This window comes from Candidatus Saccharibacteria bacterium oral taxon 488 (assembly GCA_005697215.1).
In the GTDB taxonomy this organism is placed as follows: Bacteria; Patescibacteriota; Saccharimonadia; order Saccharimonadales; family Saccharimonadaceae; genus Nanosynbacter.
Genome location: CP040003.1, coordinates 103775 through 120741, shown reverse-complemented (window position 1 = coordinate 120741; position 16967 = coordinate 103775). Strand labels below are relative to the sequence as shown.

The following is a 16967-nucleotide window of genomic DNA, read 5'->3' as shown; positions in this document are numbered from 1 at the left end:
TATCAAGCAAGGTAAGCCGCTATCTACACAAATCATCGCTCAAATAACACACATGATTCTCCAACGTTACGACCCGGTAGCGGCACTCCAGTACGCCGCCCAGCACCGACTCATCACTTCTCGGCGACGCGGGAGGCCTTCGACCGTTTACGTGCAGTCGCTTTCTGGCGAGCATTAATCGCCGCTGTGGCTTTTTCGGTGACGTCAAACTTATCAAGATACCGCCCAACTAACAGACGGGTCTGTGCAGTGAATGCTGCGGCGGAGCTATAGACAATGGCCGTCACTGGCATCAGCACCCACTGCAAGAGCATCCAGATATTCCGGCGGCGCGTGTAGCGAATTGGACGTGACGGTAAAAGCTTGAAGGCACTAAAAATCGCTATCGCCATACCAATTAGCGCAATTTGCTGCAGCGTGCTCACCGTATCAGGCAATTGATGCGCGGCGACACTACGGGCGGCCTCGGCATTAATGATAAGTGGTACCCAGCCACCAAAAGCGATCAGAATTGAAACACAGGCTAACGTCACGTGTCCATCAAGCAACCTGACAAATCGCGAAAAGCCAGCCCAAAATGGTACATTACGCTGCTTAGTAAAGACCCGTTCGCCGACATACGCGACATCAGATGCTCCATACGCCCAGCGACGAAGCTGAATAAACTGCGCTTTGAGCGTTTTCATATACGTGGCTGACAATACTGCGTCTTGATAAATCGGTACATGGAGCGGCACGACCCCGTAGTTACCACCAAAATAGAAATAACTGCGCCAATATTGGTGGCCATCTTCGACAATCGTTCGAACACTCCAGAAGTCCATCTCAACGAGCGCATCCATCGGCTGAGCATGTGAAGCAAAATTACGTAGCGAATGAGGGCGCATTGAGCTAATAATATTCCAAAATGAGTTACCCGTCGCGACCACACGCATCGGCGCCGGTACGTCCCAGATGTTACTAGTGAATAGGCAAACTGGTTGATATGAGTAGTGCTTACGGTCCTCGCGGACGATATATTCGTATGTCAGGTAGTCAAAGTAGGTTTCATGTGGCTTATTGTCACAATCCATCGTCGTAACAATAACGTTACTATACGGAATATGCTGCTCCTTGAGCCACCCCTTCAGCCAGCGCCCGGCATGCGTAATATTGCCACCCTTGCCGATCACCTCATTCGGAATGTCTTTTGGATGCTTGACGATATGAAAGGCGTGAAAATACTTGCCATAGCGTTTTTGTAGTGTCTTGGCGGTCGTGTCGATATCCTTACCGCCCCGCTCCTCATACGCAAACACCATAATCATATGTTTTTTGTCGTACGTAGTGGTAATCACTGATTGAATGGCTGGCTCAATCACCTCAATACTCTCATTGTAGGCGGGCATGATAACTGCGTTATAAATTTCTGACGGCTTCGGGAAAAACCCTGGCTGCGCGGAAGCGATGAGGCGTACGTTTTCTTTATGCTGCGCAAAACCAACCTCCTTATGTCGTTGGTCGCGAATACGTGCATATACCGTCTGTGCATCTTCAAGATCTTCAAGACGCGCATGCCAATCAATCAGACTCGCTTTATCCATTTTGGCGCGGCCAGCAACCATATGATACGTGATACCGACAACGCGTACCATCATCGACAGAATAATAATGAGCAGATAGAGCGACGCAATCAGCGGACTAAACATCGACAACACGATAAGAAGAATAACCGCGCCATAGCTTAACAGACCCGGCAGGACCTCCAAGAATCGATAGAATGGCTTTCGTTTACCAAGTGGTATCTCTATATCCATAACTCTACACCACCGACGCAATTACGATTATTGAGTAAGCAAACAGTGCTAGCATAACTGATATAGCAATTGTGAACCAAAGGAACGCCAATGCTAAATCACGACGCTGGGCCGCAGCAAGCTTGGCACTCAACATAATGTGCCCAACCGTAATCATAAGCTGCAGCACGCCGTACGCCCAGAGTGAATACCAGTGACCGCGATACAGCCCCGTCACACTAAACGCACTGTGCTGAACAATGACCTGAGTTTCCTTGGGTTTAATAGTAATAGCAAAGGAGATAATGATTACTAATGCCAACAAGACATTAGCAACGACGAGACCAAACAGCCAGCGATCTTTCATCATCTGTCGTAATGTACTTGTGATATGCTTCTTCATATTACTCTGGAGCCGCTGACCGGATTCGAACCGGTGACCTACGCTTTACGAAAGCGCCGCTCTACCAACTGAGCTACAGCGGCATGCCTCCCCAAGGATTATAGCAGATGGGCAAGGCTTTCGCAAAGATGACAATGGATAACAGAAGGCTATTTCTGCTCACTTGACTTTTGTTCAGCCGGCTGGTCAAGATGGACATAGTAAGTGACTTTTTTACCATTGATCAACTTATCAAAATTAGTTTTGAACGTCGTCAGTGGAATCTTGAGATATGAATAAGTAACCGAACTATCGTCTCGCGAGCGTGGCTGAACAAAGTAGTAGCCATCACCACCGAGCGGTTTAATAACCCCAGAGATCGTACCATCTGCAGTTTTAATCGCCGCCTCGGTCAAGCCACCGTCTTTGTTGGTCTTCGGAACAACCGTCTCTGGCATTACTTGTACTCGTTCACCTAACGCCGTTGCGACATCCGTCAACGATTTACCGGCCTTGAGCTGCGCTTCGACTTCCTTAACAAGGTTGGCCGCCGCTTCATCAACAGCGAATGATACCTCCCAGCGCAGCAGCGATGCCCTAATACCATCACGCGCCTCATTAAGCGACCAGCCTATCATATCTTTTACCGCCGAACGGTAGGCTTCTTTTGACAGGCCGGCATCCTTTTGCTGGCGGTCCATCTCTTCATCAACTCTTCGATCATCAACCGATATACCCCTTTCTCTCGCTAACTTGCGCACATATGCATCCTGCACCGCTTGGTTCATGGCTCGCTGCCGCTGAAAAGCAACTTTATCACCAGCCTGATCTTGACCCTGAGTCTTAAGCACCGCCATATTACCGCGATTATATAGTAAATAATCGCTATAGCGTACAAATTCCCCTTCAACTGAACCGGCCGGTAGCGGCAAAATTTTGGTAATACGATATGCTAAATCGCTCGTGTCCTTCCAAACATAGAGCTGAAGATATAATAGAACAATCACCGTTACAAGCCCGGCTATACTAATAAAAATCGTGTTCCAGACTAGCTTATGCTTGGAGTACTGTATCGGATATTTGTGTTTACGCCCACCAGCCAGCACCTTTTCGCGATGCTCCGCGACCGTGTCATTGGTAATCCGTGACGGCAGTGAACGCTTGTCCTTTTTTTTACCCTTCGTTGTTTTCTTTAGCACGATCACTCCTTTCAGCGGCGAGGTCCACCGCATCTTGCAGCTTATTATAAATCTTATCTGGATGTTCAACGTTTTTGATGACAAGATCACCAACAAACGTCTGAATAACTATTGTACCAAATTTGAACATTTCGCCCGTAAAACCAGGCACAACGTAGCTGATATTCTGGACTTTTGCTAGCTTAAGTTCAATTACATCCTTACCAAAAAACCATGCTGCGTTGTCTGGCGAAGTCGCTGATTTGTCACAATGTAATACGTATAAAACCACATCAAAAAATGATAACCAAACAGAACGAGTCCAAAAACAAAGCTACCAAGAAATACCCACAAAAGATTGAGATTATCCTGCCAGATAAGATACGGTAGCGCGCCAATCGTCATCGGAACGAGCAGTAAGTAAAAACCCTTGCGCATAGCAATAATATGTCGACGAAACACGAACAACAGCTCCTCGCCATCGCGCTGACCATCAAATGCTTTGATTGATTTGGCTTTCTTCGTCATAATGCTTTGGTACCCCGGGCAGGAGTCGAACCTGCAACCTTATCCTTAGGACGGATCTGCTCTATCCAGTTGAGCTACCGAGGCATACACAAAAACCACCCGTGTCAATTATAGCACGGGTAGTTTTGAGTGACGAGAATGCTATCGAGTAAACTTTTCGTTTAATGTAACATAATCCATCAATTCTTCGGGCTTAAACCAGTGAGCAACTTCCTGCTCTGCCTCATCAGAATCACCCGACGCATGGATCAGGTTTGGCACGCCCTTCCGACATTCGTTAGCATAGCCAAAGCTAACATGCGAATAGTCACCACGAATCGTACCCATGTCGGCAGACTTTGGCTCGGTTGGGCCAACAATTTTACGCACCACGGCGACCGCCTCAACCCCCTCAAGGACCATAGCGATAACTGGCCCGTCCATCATCATATCAAGCGTCATACCAAAGATTTCTTCACCACGGCGCGTTACCATCTTGCCAATCGTTTCGTAGTGCGCAAAGTAGTGCTCACGACCCGGGGCCACCATCTTGACACCGATAATCTTGAGGCCAACGCGCTCAAATCGCTGCAAGATTTCACCGACGATTCCCCGCTGTACTGCATCAGGCTTGAACACAATCAGTGTTCGCTCAATGCCACACATATTCTTCTTTTTTGACTCAGCCATACGCCTCCTTCGTGTATTATTTTCTTCATCATAGCAAAAAGTATTCATTTGATAAACGGTATAGATGTTGTTAAAATTAAACTATGTATTTCTCCGAAGCATTAGCAGATTTCCTGGAGCACCTAGAAGTTGAGGGTGGCCGTAGTCCTCGCACCATTGAGAACTACAAATTATACCTTGAACGCTTCATTGATTTTGCTGGTGATATTGATGTTGCAAAAATAACATCAGAGACAATTCGTAAGTATCGCCTCTGGTTAAACCGTTATAAAAATAGCAACACCGGTGAAGAATTGTTGTTAATTACACAAAATTATCACTTGATCGCCCTACGTGGATTATTGACGTATTTATCACAACGGGATATCTCATCACTGGCAGCCGACAAGATTACCCTACCAAAAACCGTTCGCAAACAAGTCACATTTCTTCACTACGACGAGGTGGTACGACTAATCGAGCAGATCCCTCTGGACAATGAACCGGGCCTTCGCGACCGAGCAATCATTGAGCTTTTGTTTTCGAGCGGACTGCGCGTGTCGGAGCTTGTTAACTTGAACCGTGACCACATAAATTTCGCTCGACGCGAGTTTATGGTGCGCGGCAAGGGCCAGAAAGACCGGCCGGTATTCGTTTCAATGTCCGCTGCCGAGCACGTCAAAAACTACCTTGATGCGCGAAGTGACAGCTTGCCGGCTCTATTCATCAGCTATAGCAGGCGCCTAGCAAAGCCTTCAGTTTCTGGCGATTATCGTCGGCTGGGTGCTCGCTCGATCCAGCGGATGGTGTCGCACTACGCCCGACTTGCTGGCATCACCAAGCACGTCAGTCCGCACACTATGCGTCATAGCTTTGCCACCGACCTTCTGATGAATGGAGCGGACCTACGGGCGGTACAATCAATGCTTGGTCATAGCAATATCGCCACGACCCAGATTTACACACACGTCACCGACCAGCACCTCAAAGACGTCCACGAACGCTTTCACAGTGATACGAGATAGGTCCCTAAGACACTACGGCCGACAGTTACCCGGCGTTACGCTGCCTTCGGTCACCGAAAAGTCTTTACAGAGGCTGTTCTCAAGGTCAATAGCATTTTCAGGATACGGGAAATCGTCACCTATCTGGAGACGCGCCTCAACCCGTCGAAACACATTACTGGCACGACCAGTCGCATCGACCGCCGGCTGAACACCATCAAACTTGACCGGTTCTGCACCATTATATAGGGCAATTCGCACGTGTGACATGCGATATAGCGGTGTCAGACGCAAGAATGAATTAACGCTGGCGGCGGCCGTAACAGGTGATATATCAATTATGGCTCGGCACGAATAGCCACTATTCGCAAAATCTGGAGAACAGCTCACCGGTGTCGGAGCATTGTTAAATTGCCCACCACCACCCGCTCGCGGTAGATTAATTGCCGATACACCTCCGTTCGTCGGCCCGGGGACACTCAGCGTCCGTGGATAGAGGAACATCGTCGCAACGCGAGAGCTATCAAGACTAGCAAGGTCGAATGTATCGCCTGGAAAAATCATCTGAGTGCGTAGTAGCGCGGGTGCGGGACGGGACGGCGACTCATCCCAGTCACTGTACGCTGGCAGCGAGGTTGACGCCGAAGCAGCATTTTTTACTCGCCCAGCGGCCACATTGCCATTCGCATCCTCTTTAGTAAACCACTCGAGGACAATTTTATTAAATTCAGCTTTGGCTTTCAGTGGTACGAGACGAGATGATCCTTCGGGTATGCTAACCAGGAAATCTTCCGTATCCATCGTAATATTGACACAGGTATAGGCTTGGTTGAACTCTTTACCGTCCCCTGAGCGACGCGATTGAATCAGTGTCTCGTTAGCGGTCACACTACCGGCAACGCCCGCACGTGCGACTACTTTGCAATCATTAGGCAATCGTAACTGCTCACAGGCCTTGCCACCGTTATCTCCTTTTTGACAGGCGCGCACGATTCGCTTAGCGTCTTCAATACCAGACAGGGCCGCATCGTACGCACTTTGTGACAGTTCATTGTTCAGAGCCTGTCGCTGATCAACCATTATGAGCCGCATGAAGCCGAGCATCAAAACCGTTAGTAACAGTGTCGCAAAAATCACTGCAAATAACGACACCGCACCTGATTGATTATTTCTCGCTATTTTATCCATTTGTCCTCACAATCATCTCAAAACTATTTACCGCGCAAAAATCGAGATTCTCACTGTTATCCGCCGGTGGCTTACAGGTACCGTTAGCTGTATTGACCGCCTCAAGCTGGCTGGTTCCAAGGACAAACTCCAAACGATACAGACTGTCTGCCCCACTACCACCCGCCACTCGCGCTGCTTTCATTTGATGAATTGCCAGCACCACATCATTCGACCCGGCTGGCTTGAGAAGATGCGTCACTTTATCCGTCGCGACCGTTGACATATACGCCCCCGTTGTTTCATTTTTTTGGCACAGCATACCATCTGGGTCAATCACTCGAGCAAAATTAATCGGACGACCAGAATGCGGCCCGCCAACCTCGGTAATAATACCCGCGCCGGACTTCACTTCTCCAGAGACAACCTTTGGCACATTCCAGACATATGAATAGTCACCGAGGCACAGTCGGCCGCTCCGATCAGCGCCACCCGCCTGCACCATGACAACGGCCGAACTAGCACTACCACTTATCTTGCCAGCATTAGCCTGCAAAAAGTCGCGCCGCAAGCTATCGCTAATTTCGCGGCCGGACTGATTGATACTTTTGAGCGTGAGACCTCGATTATACAGCTTGCCAGCCTGGATCGCTATCGTAGCAATCGCCAGTAGCAACACCGACACAAATGCCATCGCCAGCATCAGTTCAATCAAGGTAAACCCGTATCGTCTATACCGCTGTGTCATACATCCTCACAATCGTCCCCGTGGTCATTGGCCGGTCAGTCCCCACACTCATCCAGCAGGCCTGAATATACGCATCATAGGCGCGGCCGCCTTCAACACGCACCAGCTGAATTGAAATACCTAAAGAAATTGGATTTCGGGCAGTTGAAATCTTGGCATATGTCGGCGATAATTCATACTTATTAGTAATCAACTGAAAGGTATTTTTGCTGGGCGCTAGGGCAAATCCCCCACTCGGCATTGCCTCTGGACATCGATTAACATTCAATAGCGAATTAGCGTGGTCAATAGTCCGACCTTTCATCGCGTCCCAGAGGGTAGCAAATGAGCTACCGGCCTGAGACGACTTGTCGTGAATGTAGCGCAGCATTTCTGCTTGACTATCAATCTGTTGCCGCACAAGCGTCAACTCTAATGATCGCTGCGCCATAGCAATACCGCTGTTCATGAGTGCCATGATACCGATCGCCAGCATGCTAAACATTGCTACCGCCATTACCACTTCAATGATCGTATCGCCCCGCGCGCTATGCCGTCGCTTCATTATCGCACCCCTTTGTCGCATGACCGACCGTCACTGCCTCGCTCGAGCCGGCCTTTGCCCCCAGAAAGACTGACAGCCTCTGGCCAACTGACCAGCCAGTATCATAGATACAAAACTCTCGCTGCCGCAGCTGTAAATCGGCCGTATACATACCGCCATTCGGCTGCATATTGCGAATAAAATTATTAATATTAGCTGGTGAATACGGCGCGTCATTCGTGCGTACGACAACCTGCCCGCTATCTGGATCGCGGTATATTAATAGAGCCAGTTCTCTACCAATGGTATTAGTTGCCGTGAGCGAGCGTACCTGTGCACCCCAGCCAACCGTATAGGTATTTGCCTCACTTTCACTATAGCTATATGTCCACACTCCCGAGCGCTTCAGGGCGTACAGCGGATAGGCGGTAAATGAACGTGCCTCGGAATTCGCTGACTTGACATAGCGACCAACGACAACGCAATTCGACTGGCCCCGAGCTCCGTCGTTTGTTGCACCCTTAACAGGACATGTGTCGCGATCGCCTCGATCATTCTCGATGCTAATCACTCGGCTATACTGATCACGAATAAAGCCGGCAAACGATTGAACAGCGTCATGATATTGTTGTTGGCGCAGTGCAGCACTCACGCCAGCTAACAAGCCAACGGTCAACAGGCCAGTGATCGCCAAGAACAACACCACTTCAACGATTGTAAACCCGGATTGCCACCGCTTCATATGCTCATTATTATAGCATAAGCACTATCAAATCACGATAAGCCAATCCACGATCCTCACGCCAAAAAACCACGAAATAAGAAAGCCAACGATTAGTAGCGGCCCGAATGGGATTCGTGCTCCACGCTGCACTGTGCCTCGAAGCATCCCCGGCAGTACCAGTAGCGTGCCGAGTAAATTTGCTAAAAAGAGCGCGAGAAATGCTAGCCGCCAATCCATCAAAAAGAGGGCGAGACCGAGCGTCAGCTTGACATCACCAAACCCTATCCAGCGACCACTCGACACAACGTAGAGCAATGCGTATACGCCGCTAAGAATAATAGCCGCCGCTACCAACCCCAGCACCCCACTTGGCAACTGACCAGTCGCCACATGAATCCCAGCAAATAGTGCTCCCAACATCACGAACGGCCAATTTGCCACGTCCGGGAGCAAAAACCACCGCTTATCATACACGAACAGAAACGCTAGATATGATAGCCCCATCAGCATAATCGCGACCTTCGTTATCATTAGTGGCGCCGTAAACGTCATCATGCCATGCCACGTCACTGCCATAAACAACCCGGCCATCGCCACTTCGAGCCCCAGCTCCATCCAGCCAATCGGTGCCTGGCAATACCGACAGCGACCTCTAGCAGCCAGCCAGCTCACCACTGGCAGCAAATCATACCAGCGTAGCTCGTGCCCACAGGAAAGACACTGCGATCGATCTTTCTTGAGAGGTTTGAGCAGCAGCTTCAGGCGGCGTAGCTCCAGCGTATCAACCGGTTCGCCGGCCTGCTTGTCTTCAACGAGCTGCCGAGCACGGACTCGCCACACCTGAGCACCGATAAAACTTCCCATCACTGCGCCAAGAATCGCTACACCCACCAGTATTGTCACTACCATCATACTGTTAATGGTAACAAGAAATCATGAAAAAAGCAGCCCCCTGATAGTTAGGGGGCTGCTAATAATTTGTCGTCTCTGGTTAGTTCTGGTTGTCTTTACAAAACGCACCGCTTCCTTCTAGCTGCACCTTGACGGCGAACGAGCGCGGCGAACCACTTTTGGCAACAATATTTTCACCATCACATTGAGCGCTCGTGGCATATACCATCTTCTCGGTCGTTGCCGAACCCTGTTGGGCGACGCCAGTTACAACGCTGTAATTGTTGCCGGTCTGTGGGTCCTTGAATTCACCGTTGCCACGCTTCATATACGAATCGAGGAAACTATTAATCGACCCCGTATCGGTTTTCGGGATACTTCCCTTGTTATTTGTCGCATAACTATTTACCTGCGAGACAAACCTGGTCACATCACTCCGTCGTTGTGTATCGCGCTGACTGCGCTGCAAGGCCGGCCATGCCAAGAATACCATCAAGAATATCAGCCCAGCGATTGCCAGCACCAACACGACCTCGATGATTGTAAATCCTTTATTTGCTTTTTGCTGAGCCATGAAGTTGCCCACCTTTCTGTGACTTAACTTTCTCTTGCTATTATACTGTACTGCTTATGGATTGTCTAGAGGCTAATGTCTCCGACCAGATTATAAATTGGAAAGATTATTGCACCCACCATCACGCCGGCCACGACCGCCAAGACCACCATCAGCACCGGTTCAATCGTTGTCGTGATCGCCTTGATCTCCTCATCCAGCTCTTCTTCGTAAATCTGCGCGCACTTGCCCATCATCTCGTCGATTTTACCCGACTGTTCGCCAATCTTGATCATCTGCGGCACCATCGGCAAGATATAATCCTCATTTTTTAAGGACACCGACAGCGCCTTGCCACCCTTCACCTTCTCGCTAGCATGCTCAATGCCTTGACGGATAACTGAATTATTGACCGCCCGAGCGGTAATACGCAGCATGTCCAACATCGCCACCCCGCTATTAAGGAGCGTTTGACCGGTACGAGTAAAACGAGCCATGTACAGCTTGCGGAACATGGCGTCAAACACTGGTATGTTCAGCTTGAACGTATCTTTAGCGCGAATACCAGCCTCGGTTTTGAGATACTGCTGAAAGAAATATAAACCGATGCCAAGTAAAATCACCAACGCCCACCAAAACTGCGCCAAAAAACCAGCGACGCTGACCATGGCCTTCGTTGTGAACGGTAGCTCTTTGTGTAAGCTGCCATACAGTCCTTCGACCTGCGGCACTACCATCACGAGCATGAACACCACTACCGCGATGATCACCAGCAGCACAATCGCCGGATAGACCATGGCGCCACGCACCTTGCTAAGCATCGCTGCATCTTTTTCTTGCTGTGACGCGATGCGCTTAAGCGCTTCGTCCAACGTTCCTGACGCCTCACCGGCCGCCACCAACGCCACGTATACATTGTCAAATACTTCTGGATGCTTCTCGAACGCACTTGACAGTTGCCGACCGCCCTCAATATCAGAAATTATCTCCTGAATGATACTCTGCATCTGTTTATTCTGAGTTTGCTCCAGCACCGTATGCATGCTCTGCGCCAGCGGCAACCCCGCACCAATCAACGTCGCTAACTGCCGCGTAAAGACGATCTTGTCCTTGGACGATATTTTATTTGACAATCGCTGAAAGAAGCCCTCACGCTCATCTTGAAGCTCAATTTTCAGCGGCACGAAGCCCTGAGCGCTCAACAACTTCGCCGCGGCGACCTCGCTCTCAGCCTGCACAACCGACTTGGTAATCTTTTGCGTGGCTGAATCCCTGGCCTCATAGTAATATTTTTTCATGCGCTATCCCCTGATAAGCCGCTCAAACTCCGCTAGATCAACCGCAAACTCACGGGCACTATCATACGTAATCGTACCGTTTTGTACCAGATTGACCAATGTCCGATCCATCGTCTGCATGCCCTGATCAGCACCCGTCTGAATGACGGCATCCAGCTGATGACTCTTGCCCTCGCGAATAATGTTACGCACCGCTGGATTAGCAATCATGATCTCGGCCGCCACCACCCGACCGCCACCGATAGACGGCACCAGCCTCTGCGAACAAATTGCCATCAAAATGTTCGATAGCTGCGCCCGGATTTGCGGCTGTTGGTGCGGCGGAAAGACGTCAATCATACGGTCAATCGACTGCGCCGCCGAGTTGGTGTGCAGCGTCGCAAACACCAAGTGCCCGGTCTCGGCAATGGTAATCGCCGCCGATATTGTCTCGAGGTCGCGCATCTCACCGATCAGCACCACGTCTGGGTCTTGACGGAGGCTAGAACGCAGCGCCGCTGAGAACGAGTAGGTATCATAATGAACCTCACGCTGCACCACCACTGATTTTTTTGACTTGTGCGTAAACTCAATCGGATCTTCGATGGTAATGATGTGCTGCGACTTTTCGGCGTTAATTTTGTCGACCAGCGCCGCCAGCGTCGTCGACTTGCCAGAGCCAGTCGGCCCAGTCACCAGCACCAAACCGCGTGGAAAATCAGCAAATGTATTGACAATCGGCGGCATGCCCAGCTCCTGCGCAGTCTTGATCTCGTTTGGAATTAAGCGCAGCGCCGCTGCCAGGTTACCCCTCTCATGAAAGGCATTTACCCGGAATCGTCCTAGTGTACCGAACGCAAACGAAAAGTCAAACTCCTTATCTTTGAGCAGAATTTGCCGCTGATCCTCATCAAGAATCTGAAATACCAGCCGCTCCACGGTCGCCTCATCAAGCGGCTGCGTGCCCGTTGCTGCGACCAACGTTCCGTCAATACGCAGCATCGGTGGCAGGCCCACTTGAATGTGAAGGTCTGAGGCTCGCTTTTTGACCACCTCTTCTAGTAAAATCTCGATGCGTAATTCTTGATTGTTCATAATCGTCCCCCTTTTCTTTTATGCTGTATCGGCTGCTACCCGATTTACTTCCTCTAATGTTGTCACGCCACTGAGCGCCTTGAGATAACCGTCTTGACGCATCGTTATCATGCCCTGCTGAATGGCAAGCCGCTGAATCTCGGCGCTCGTCGCCCGCTTGACAATCAGGTTTTGAACTTCCTCAGTGACGTCCATCACCTCGTACAAACCACATCGTCCTGAGTAACCTTGCGGCGTCTGCGGCATATCGCGGCCCCTGACTAAAGTATAAGCGGCTTGACCAGATAATGGCAAGGCCTTGTAGCCCAAATCCTGCGAAACGGTCGATATGTCAGCCTGAGTTTTTGGCAGGAGGTGGCCAACCGTTGACTGAATAGTCTCCGTTTCAAGTGGTGACGATTGATATGAATCATACTTTGGCGCCACCCGCCTGACCAGCCGTTGACCAATAATGGTGTTCACGGTACTAGCAATCAAGAACGGTTCAATCCCCATATCCAACAGCCGCGGCAGCACACCCGCCGCCGAATTGGTATGCAGCGTCGAGAAGACTAAGTGTCCGGTCAATGCCGCCTGCACCGCCAAATTCGCTGTCTCGGTATCGCGGATTTCACCGACCATCACCACGTCTGGATCCTGCCGGAGAATTGACCGTAAGCCTGATGCAAACGTCAGTCCAACATCAGCGTGCACCTGAATCTGATTAACGCCGTCAATCTTGTACTCCACCGGATCCTCCAGCGTCACAATATTGATCGAGTCGTCCTTGATTTCCTTGATTAGCGCATACAGGCTAGTCGACTTACCCGAACCGGTCGGCCCAGATGTCAAAATCATTCCGCTTGGCCGCTTGATGCCTTTTTGGATGGCTCTCAGTGCGCGCCCGGCATACCCCATATCAGTCAGATCAAACGAGTTACCCGTCTTATCCAGCAGACGAATCACTACCTGCTCTCCCCATACCACCGGCGAAATCGCAATACGCAGATCGACGTCCTTGCCGGCCACGTTGACCGCGAACTGACCATCCTGCGGAATCCGATGCTCATCAATTTTGAGATTTGATAGAATTTTAATACGGCTGACCAGCGCCGGCTCAATACTCTTTGGTAGCTGCATAATTTCCCGCAACACGCCATCAACACGACAGCGAATTTTCAAGGCCTTTTCTAATGGCTCAATGTGTACGTCCGAGGCATGGCTCTTTACTGCATACTCTAGGATCGTACTAAGCGCCCGCGAAATCGGTGAATCTTGAACGATTGTCACAATGTTCTGCGACGACTCATCCAGTGCTTCGCGCTGCGAGTCCTCCGCTGCTTCATTGACCGATGATAAGTCTGTTCTGTACTGACCAAGGACGTGACGGATACTTTCTTCGGAGGCCATAAATACCTTGAGCGGTCGCTGGATACGATTTGCTAGGTAGTCAACCGCTTGGACATTATTGGCGTCAATCATCGCCACCGCCAAGCGCCCCTGCACCTCGGCCAGTGGTACCGCCATAAATCGCTCGGCAACATCCTCCGGCAGTAGGTTCAAGATGTGCTGCTCAATCACGCTGCTTGCGAGATTAACATACGGCACACCAGATAGTTGCGCCACCGCATGCACTAATAATTCATTCTCCAAAAGGTGCTCCTCAGTTAGCAGTGACAGTAGCGGCTTACCCGATTCGCTGGCGCGTTTTTGCGCCTCCTTAACAACCGACCGCTCAATCAAGCCCTCGCTCGTCAGCAAGCCAATCAATTTTCCCTGCATATCATCCGTCAGTAGCGCCATATCACCTCCGCGCTAACTACCAGTCGCTTTACCAACAATTGCTTCCACCGTTGGGTTAATAGCATCACGATTAAATACTGTCTTATCCGGCTGCTCAATATCTGGACTAATTTTTGATATCGTCTGCACTTCCACACCCGATGATGGTACGCGCAAGAATGGAATGCTGCTGGCAACGAAATATGCTACCACAACGCCGAGGCTGGCTATCAATACAACCATCGCTATATCGCTCTTCTTCATGGCTTGATCACCTTCTTTCCTAATCCAACTTTTTGCGCCGGCTCAAAATAGGCCTTGCCAGAGATATCCATCGTCATCTTGCCGTCCTCGCTGGCCTGCATCTCAATCTCGGTAATATTGATAACCCGAATTGATTTTTCAAAGCGCGTTAACAGCTCCTTGAGGCTTGACGACGTACCGCTCACTGTCATGGTGAAACTCACCGCCGAGCGACCATCACCAGCATCCTCTTGCTCCGCACCCGACTCATTTGCCGTATAGTGCACCGAGATGCTTTCCAGCGACAGACCGGCGATGCCATTGACAAACTTCTTCTGGATGGACGCACCAAGCGCATCGGCATTCGCACTAGCCGGCAGCGCATCAAGAATTGTCTGCAATGGACTACTACTATCCGTTAACTTCACTGAGTTAAGCGCCTCATTCGCCTCTAGTGAACGCACATTATCTTTGAGCGACTCGGCCGCCTTTTTATTATTCTCCAGCGTATTGATAGTGTCTTGCTTCGCGAGCACCACTGCGCCATGAAACAAAATCTGCCGCACGAGGAAGAACGACACCACAATTGCCACGCCACTCACAAATGCCGCACCCGCCACGAACAGAAACATGGTTTTTTTCGAGGAGTCAATCTGCTGGCGCTTACGGATGGCAACGTCTTTATTTTCAGGCATTAGTTTTTCTCCTTATTTGAAGCGTCTTTTGGCTTCTTGGCAAATAGGCTCTCTGGCACCCCCAGCCGCGAATCAGTCACATCAACTTTACCGTTTGGCGTCGCAATCACCACTGAGCCGCTCGTTTTCGAGAACAATTCTGCCGGATAGGTAAACGTGAACGAGAAGCGCAACACCTTCTTACCGTTGGCATCTTCACCAAAGCTAGCCTCACCCGCCTGTAGATTCTCAGCCAGCGGTTGTTTAACCTCTTGCCCATTTTGTGTTGTCTGCACAGTCGTATTAGTAATCGTCTTCTTAAATATCTCCAGCGCGATATAGCCATTCTCGGCTGATCCCTCAATAGTAATTGTCCGTGACTCTGGTTTGAGCTTTAGCGTCGCAATTTTAATACTATTTGGCGCCACCGGATTGACCGCCGTCATCACGTCAAATAGTCGTGAATCGGCCTGACGCTCACTTGATAGTTTGTTAATTGTCGCCAGCTGATGCTGAATGGTCACTAGCTTATCGAGATCTTCAATCGACGTCAGCTCACGTGTCTTGCTCTTAATTGTCCCATCATGCAGCGCCTCCAGGGCTACTTGACCGCCAAAGATCAAGCCAAGCGCAACTGCCACTCCGACCGCAATCATGCCAACGGTTATTGACATCGCTGTCACAGCATTGCGCATCATTTTTGCCCGAAGTAACTCGCGCTTGACATCAGGAATCAAGTTAATCTCAATCACGATCCGTTCCTCCGCTGCGCTAGACCAACAACCGTCGCAAACTCCGAGGCAATTGGTGCTAATTTTTGCTGATCGGCCTGCCCAAGACTGACATGCTGCCACGGATCAGCCGTAGTCGCTGGTATACCAGTCTTGTTAGCAATGTAATTATCCATCATCGGTATCGCTGCGCCAAAGCCCGACAGCAGAATTCCTGACACGGAAATGCTCGGATAGCGCGTCTGAAAGAACTTGATTGATTTGGTCAGCTCGGTCGCAAAATTATCCAGCACGCCGTCAATCGCCCTGAGGACTTGCCCCTCTAGCCGGTCAGGCGCCAAGCCAAACTTAATAATAAACTGGCGAGCCTGATCATCCTGCACGTTGAGGTTTTGTACCGCCGCTCGCACCAGCGCCTGCAGTCCGCTCGGCACCGTGCGCACCAACCGCGGCATATCGCCATAAATGACCGCCAAGTCAGTCGAGTGTTCGCCCATATCCAGCACTAGCTTTGCGGTCGCTCCATCAGTCGGTGCTAATGCCCGAAGCATCGCAATTGGATCCGGCTCCTCAGCGACCACATTAAAGCCGAGTCCTTCAATAAACTCGAGCCGCTCCTCGACATAACTGATCGCCGCACTCGTCAATAACACCTCATACTGACCCTGCTCACGCAAGCTGTCGCCGAGCAGCGCCCAGTCAACCTTGGCATCTTCAATCGCCATAGGAATGTACTGATCGACCTGGTATTTCATGGTCGCTTTTAACTCTTGGTCTGACACTTTTGGTACATCAATAATCGCCGTAAAGGTCTTGCTCGACGGTAAGCCAATCGCTACATTTTGCGTCTTGATACCGCTCTGTCCGACAGCGGTCATGATTACTTCACCAAGCTTACGCTGCGCCTCTGGCGAATCACTACCTGTAATCTTCGGGTCGACAGGCGCATAACCATAGTGCAGCAGATTCCATCCGTTGCTCGTTCGCGCCAGCTGAACGACACGCACCGCATTCGTCCCGATGTCTAATCCGAAAAAGTCGCCCAGCCCTTTTGCTATTTTCATA

At 50.3% G+C, this 16967-nt stretch carries 19 protein-coding genes and 2 tRNA genes; 1 reads left to right on the top strand and 20 read right to left on the bottom strand.

Annotation, left to right across the window (positions count from 1 at the left end; all coding sequences use genetic code 11):
- Positions 1 to 113 precede the first annotated feature (113 nt).
- The 7 genes from FBF24_00600 to FBF24_00570 all read right to left on the bottom strand — a co-directional run bounded on the left by FBF24_00600 (position 114) and on the right by FBF24_00570 (position 4508).
- Entirely contained in the window at positions 114 to 1796 is a 1683-nt protein-coding gene (locus tag FBF24_00600; GenBank protein QCT40403.1) for a glycosyltransferase family 2 protein, read from the bottom strand.
- Between the two features lie 4 nt (positions 1797 to 1800).
- Positions 1801 to 2178, bottom strand: coding sequence for a hypothetical protein (locus FBF24_00595; protein QCT40402.1), 378 nt, complete (start codon positions 2176 to 2178; stop codon positions 1801 to 1803).
- Positions 2179 to 2185: 7 nt separating this feature from the next.
- Positions 2186 to 2261, bottom strand: a tRNA-Thr gene (locus tag FBF24_00590).
- Positions 2262 to 2327: 66 nt separating this feature from the next.
- Complete coding sequence (locus tag FBF24_00585) at positions 2328 to 3356, bottom strand: hypothetical protein (GenBank protein ID QCT40401.1); 1029 nt, start codon at positions 3354 to 3356, stop codon at positions 2328 to 2330.
- A 192-nt stretch (positions 3357 to 3548) separates the two neighbouring features.
- Complete coding sequence (locus FBF24_00580; GenBank protein ID QCT40400.1) at positions 3549 to 3863, bottom strand: hypothetical protein; 315 nt, start codon at positions 3861 to 3863, stop codon at positions 3549 to 3551.
- Between the two features lie 7 nt (positions 3864 to 3870).
- A tRNA-Arg gene (locus FBF24_00575) sits at positions 3871 to 3947 on the bottom strand.
- A gap of 57 nt (positions 3948 to 4004) precedes the next feature.
- Positions 4005 to 4508, bottom strand: a complete 504-nt coding sequence (locus FBF24_00570; protein QCT41161.1) for a nucleoside-diphosphate kinase — start codon at positions 4506 to 4508, stop codon at positions 4005 to 4007.
- A gap of 107 nt (positions 4509 to 4615) precedes the next feature.
- Here FBF24_00570 and FBF24_00565 point away from each other — a divergent pair, with 107 nt between their 5' ends.
- Positions 4616 to 5536, top strand: coding sequence for a hypothetical protein (locus FBF24_00565; protein QCT40399.1), 921 nt, complete (start codon positions 4616 to 4618; stop codon positions 5534 to 5536).
- 12 nt (positions 5537 to 5548) lie between these two features.
- On the opposite strand, the gene FBF24_00560 is transcribed toward FBF24_00565, so the two are convergent.
- From FBF24_00560 to pilM, 13 genes are all read right to left on the bottom strand, one after another.
- The gene (locus FBF24_00560) at positions 5549 to 6703 is read right to left on the bottom strand and encodes a hypothetical protein (protein QCT40398.1); all 1155 of its coding nucleotides are present in this window, start codon (positions 6701 to 6703) and stop codon (positions 5549 to 5551) included.
- Complete coding sequence (locus tag FBF24_00555) at positions 6696 to 7430, bottom strand: prepilin-type N-terminal cleavage/methylation domain-containing protein (GenBank protein QCT40397.1); 735 nt, start codon at positions 7428 to 7430, stop codon at positions 6696 to 6698. The genes FBF24_00560 and FBF24_00555 overlap by 8 nt, the downstream gene beginning before the upstream one ends.
- The gene (locus FBF24_00550) at positions 7414 to 7974 is read right to left on the bottom strand and encodes a hypothetical protein (GenBank protein QCT40396.1); all 561 of its coding nucleotides are present in this window, start codon (positions 7972 to 7974) and stop codon (positions 7414 to 7416) included. The genes FBF24_00555 and FBF24_00550 overlap by 17 nt, the downstream gene beginning before the upstream one ends.
- A complete protein-coding gene (locus tag FBF24_00545; protein QCT40395.1) occupies positions 7958 to 8695 on the bottom strand; it encodes a type II secretion system protein in 738 nt (245 codons plus the stop codon). The genes FBF24_00550 and FBF24_00545 overlap by 17 nt, the downstream gene beginning before the upstream one ends.
- Before the next feature lie 27 nt (positions 8696 to 8722).
- Positions 8723 to 9589, bottom strand: coding sequence for a hypothetical protein (locus FBF24_00540; protein QCT40394.1), 867 nt, complete (start codon positions 9587 to 9589; stop codon positions 8723 to 8725).
- Positions 9590 to 9668: 79 nt separating this feature from the next.
- The gene (locus FBF24_00535) at positions 9669 to 10142 is read right to left on the bottom strand and encodes a type II secretion system protein (GenBank protein QCT40393.1); all 474 of its coding nucleotides are present in this window, start codon (positions 10140 to 10142) and stop codon (positions 9669 to 9671) included.
- Positions 10143 to 10207: 65 nt separating this feature from the next.
- Positions 10208 to 11419 (bottom strand): type II secretion system F family protein, encoded by a 1212-nt coding sequence (locus FBF24_00530; GenBank protein ID QCT40392.1) that lies wholly within the window; start codon positions 11417 to 11419, stop codon positions 10208 to 10210.
- Between the two features lie 3 nt (positions 11420 to 11422).
- Complete coding sequence (locus FBF24_00525; GenBank protein QCT40391.1) at positions 11423 to 12493, bottom strand: type IV pilus twitching motility protein PilT; 1071 nt, start codon at positions 12491 to 12493, stop codon at positions 11423 to 11425.
- Positions 12494 to 12511: 18 nt separating this feature from the next.
- Complete coding sequence (locus FBF24_00520) at positions 12512 to 14275, bottom strand: type II/IV secretion system protein (protein ID QCT40390.1); 1764 nt, start codon at positions 14273 to 14275, stop codon at positions 12512 to 12514.
- A gap of 12 nt (positions 14276 to 14287) precedes the next feature.
- A complete protein-coding gene (locus FBF24_00515) occupies positions 14288 to 14518 on the bottom strand; it encodes a hypothetical protein (protein QCT40389.1) in 231 nt (76 codons plus the stop codon).
- Positions 14515 to 15192 (bottom strand): hypothetical protein, encoded by a 678-nt coding sequence (locus FBF24_00510; protein QCT40388.1) that lies wholly within the window; start codon positions 15190 to 15192, stop codon positions 14515 to 14517. Before FBF24_00510 ends, FBF24_00515 begins: the two co-directional genes overlap by 4 nt.
- Positions 15192 to 15923 carry a hypothetical protein gene (locus FBF24_00505; protein ID QCT40387.1) on the bottom strand — a complete coding sequence of 244 codons (732 nt, stop codon included), beginning with the start codon at positions 15921 to 15923 and terminating at the stop codon, positions 15192 to 15194. The genes FBF24_00510 and FBF24_00505 overlap by 1 nt, the downstream gene beginning before the upstream one ends.
- Positions 15920 to 16966 carry a type IV pilus assembly protein PilM gene (pilM, locus tag FBF24_00500; protein QCT40386.1) on the bottom strand — a complete coding sequence of 349 codons (1047 nt, stop codon included), beginning with the start codon at positions 16964 to 16966 and terminating at the stop codon, positions 15920 to 15922. The genes FBF24_00505 and pilM overlap by 4 nt, the downstream gene beginning before the upstream one ends.
- Position 16967 lies beyond the last annotated feature (1 nt).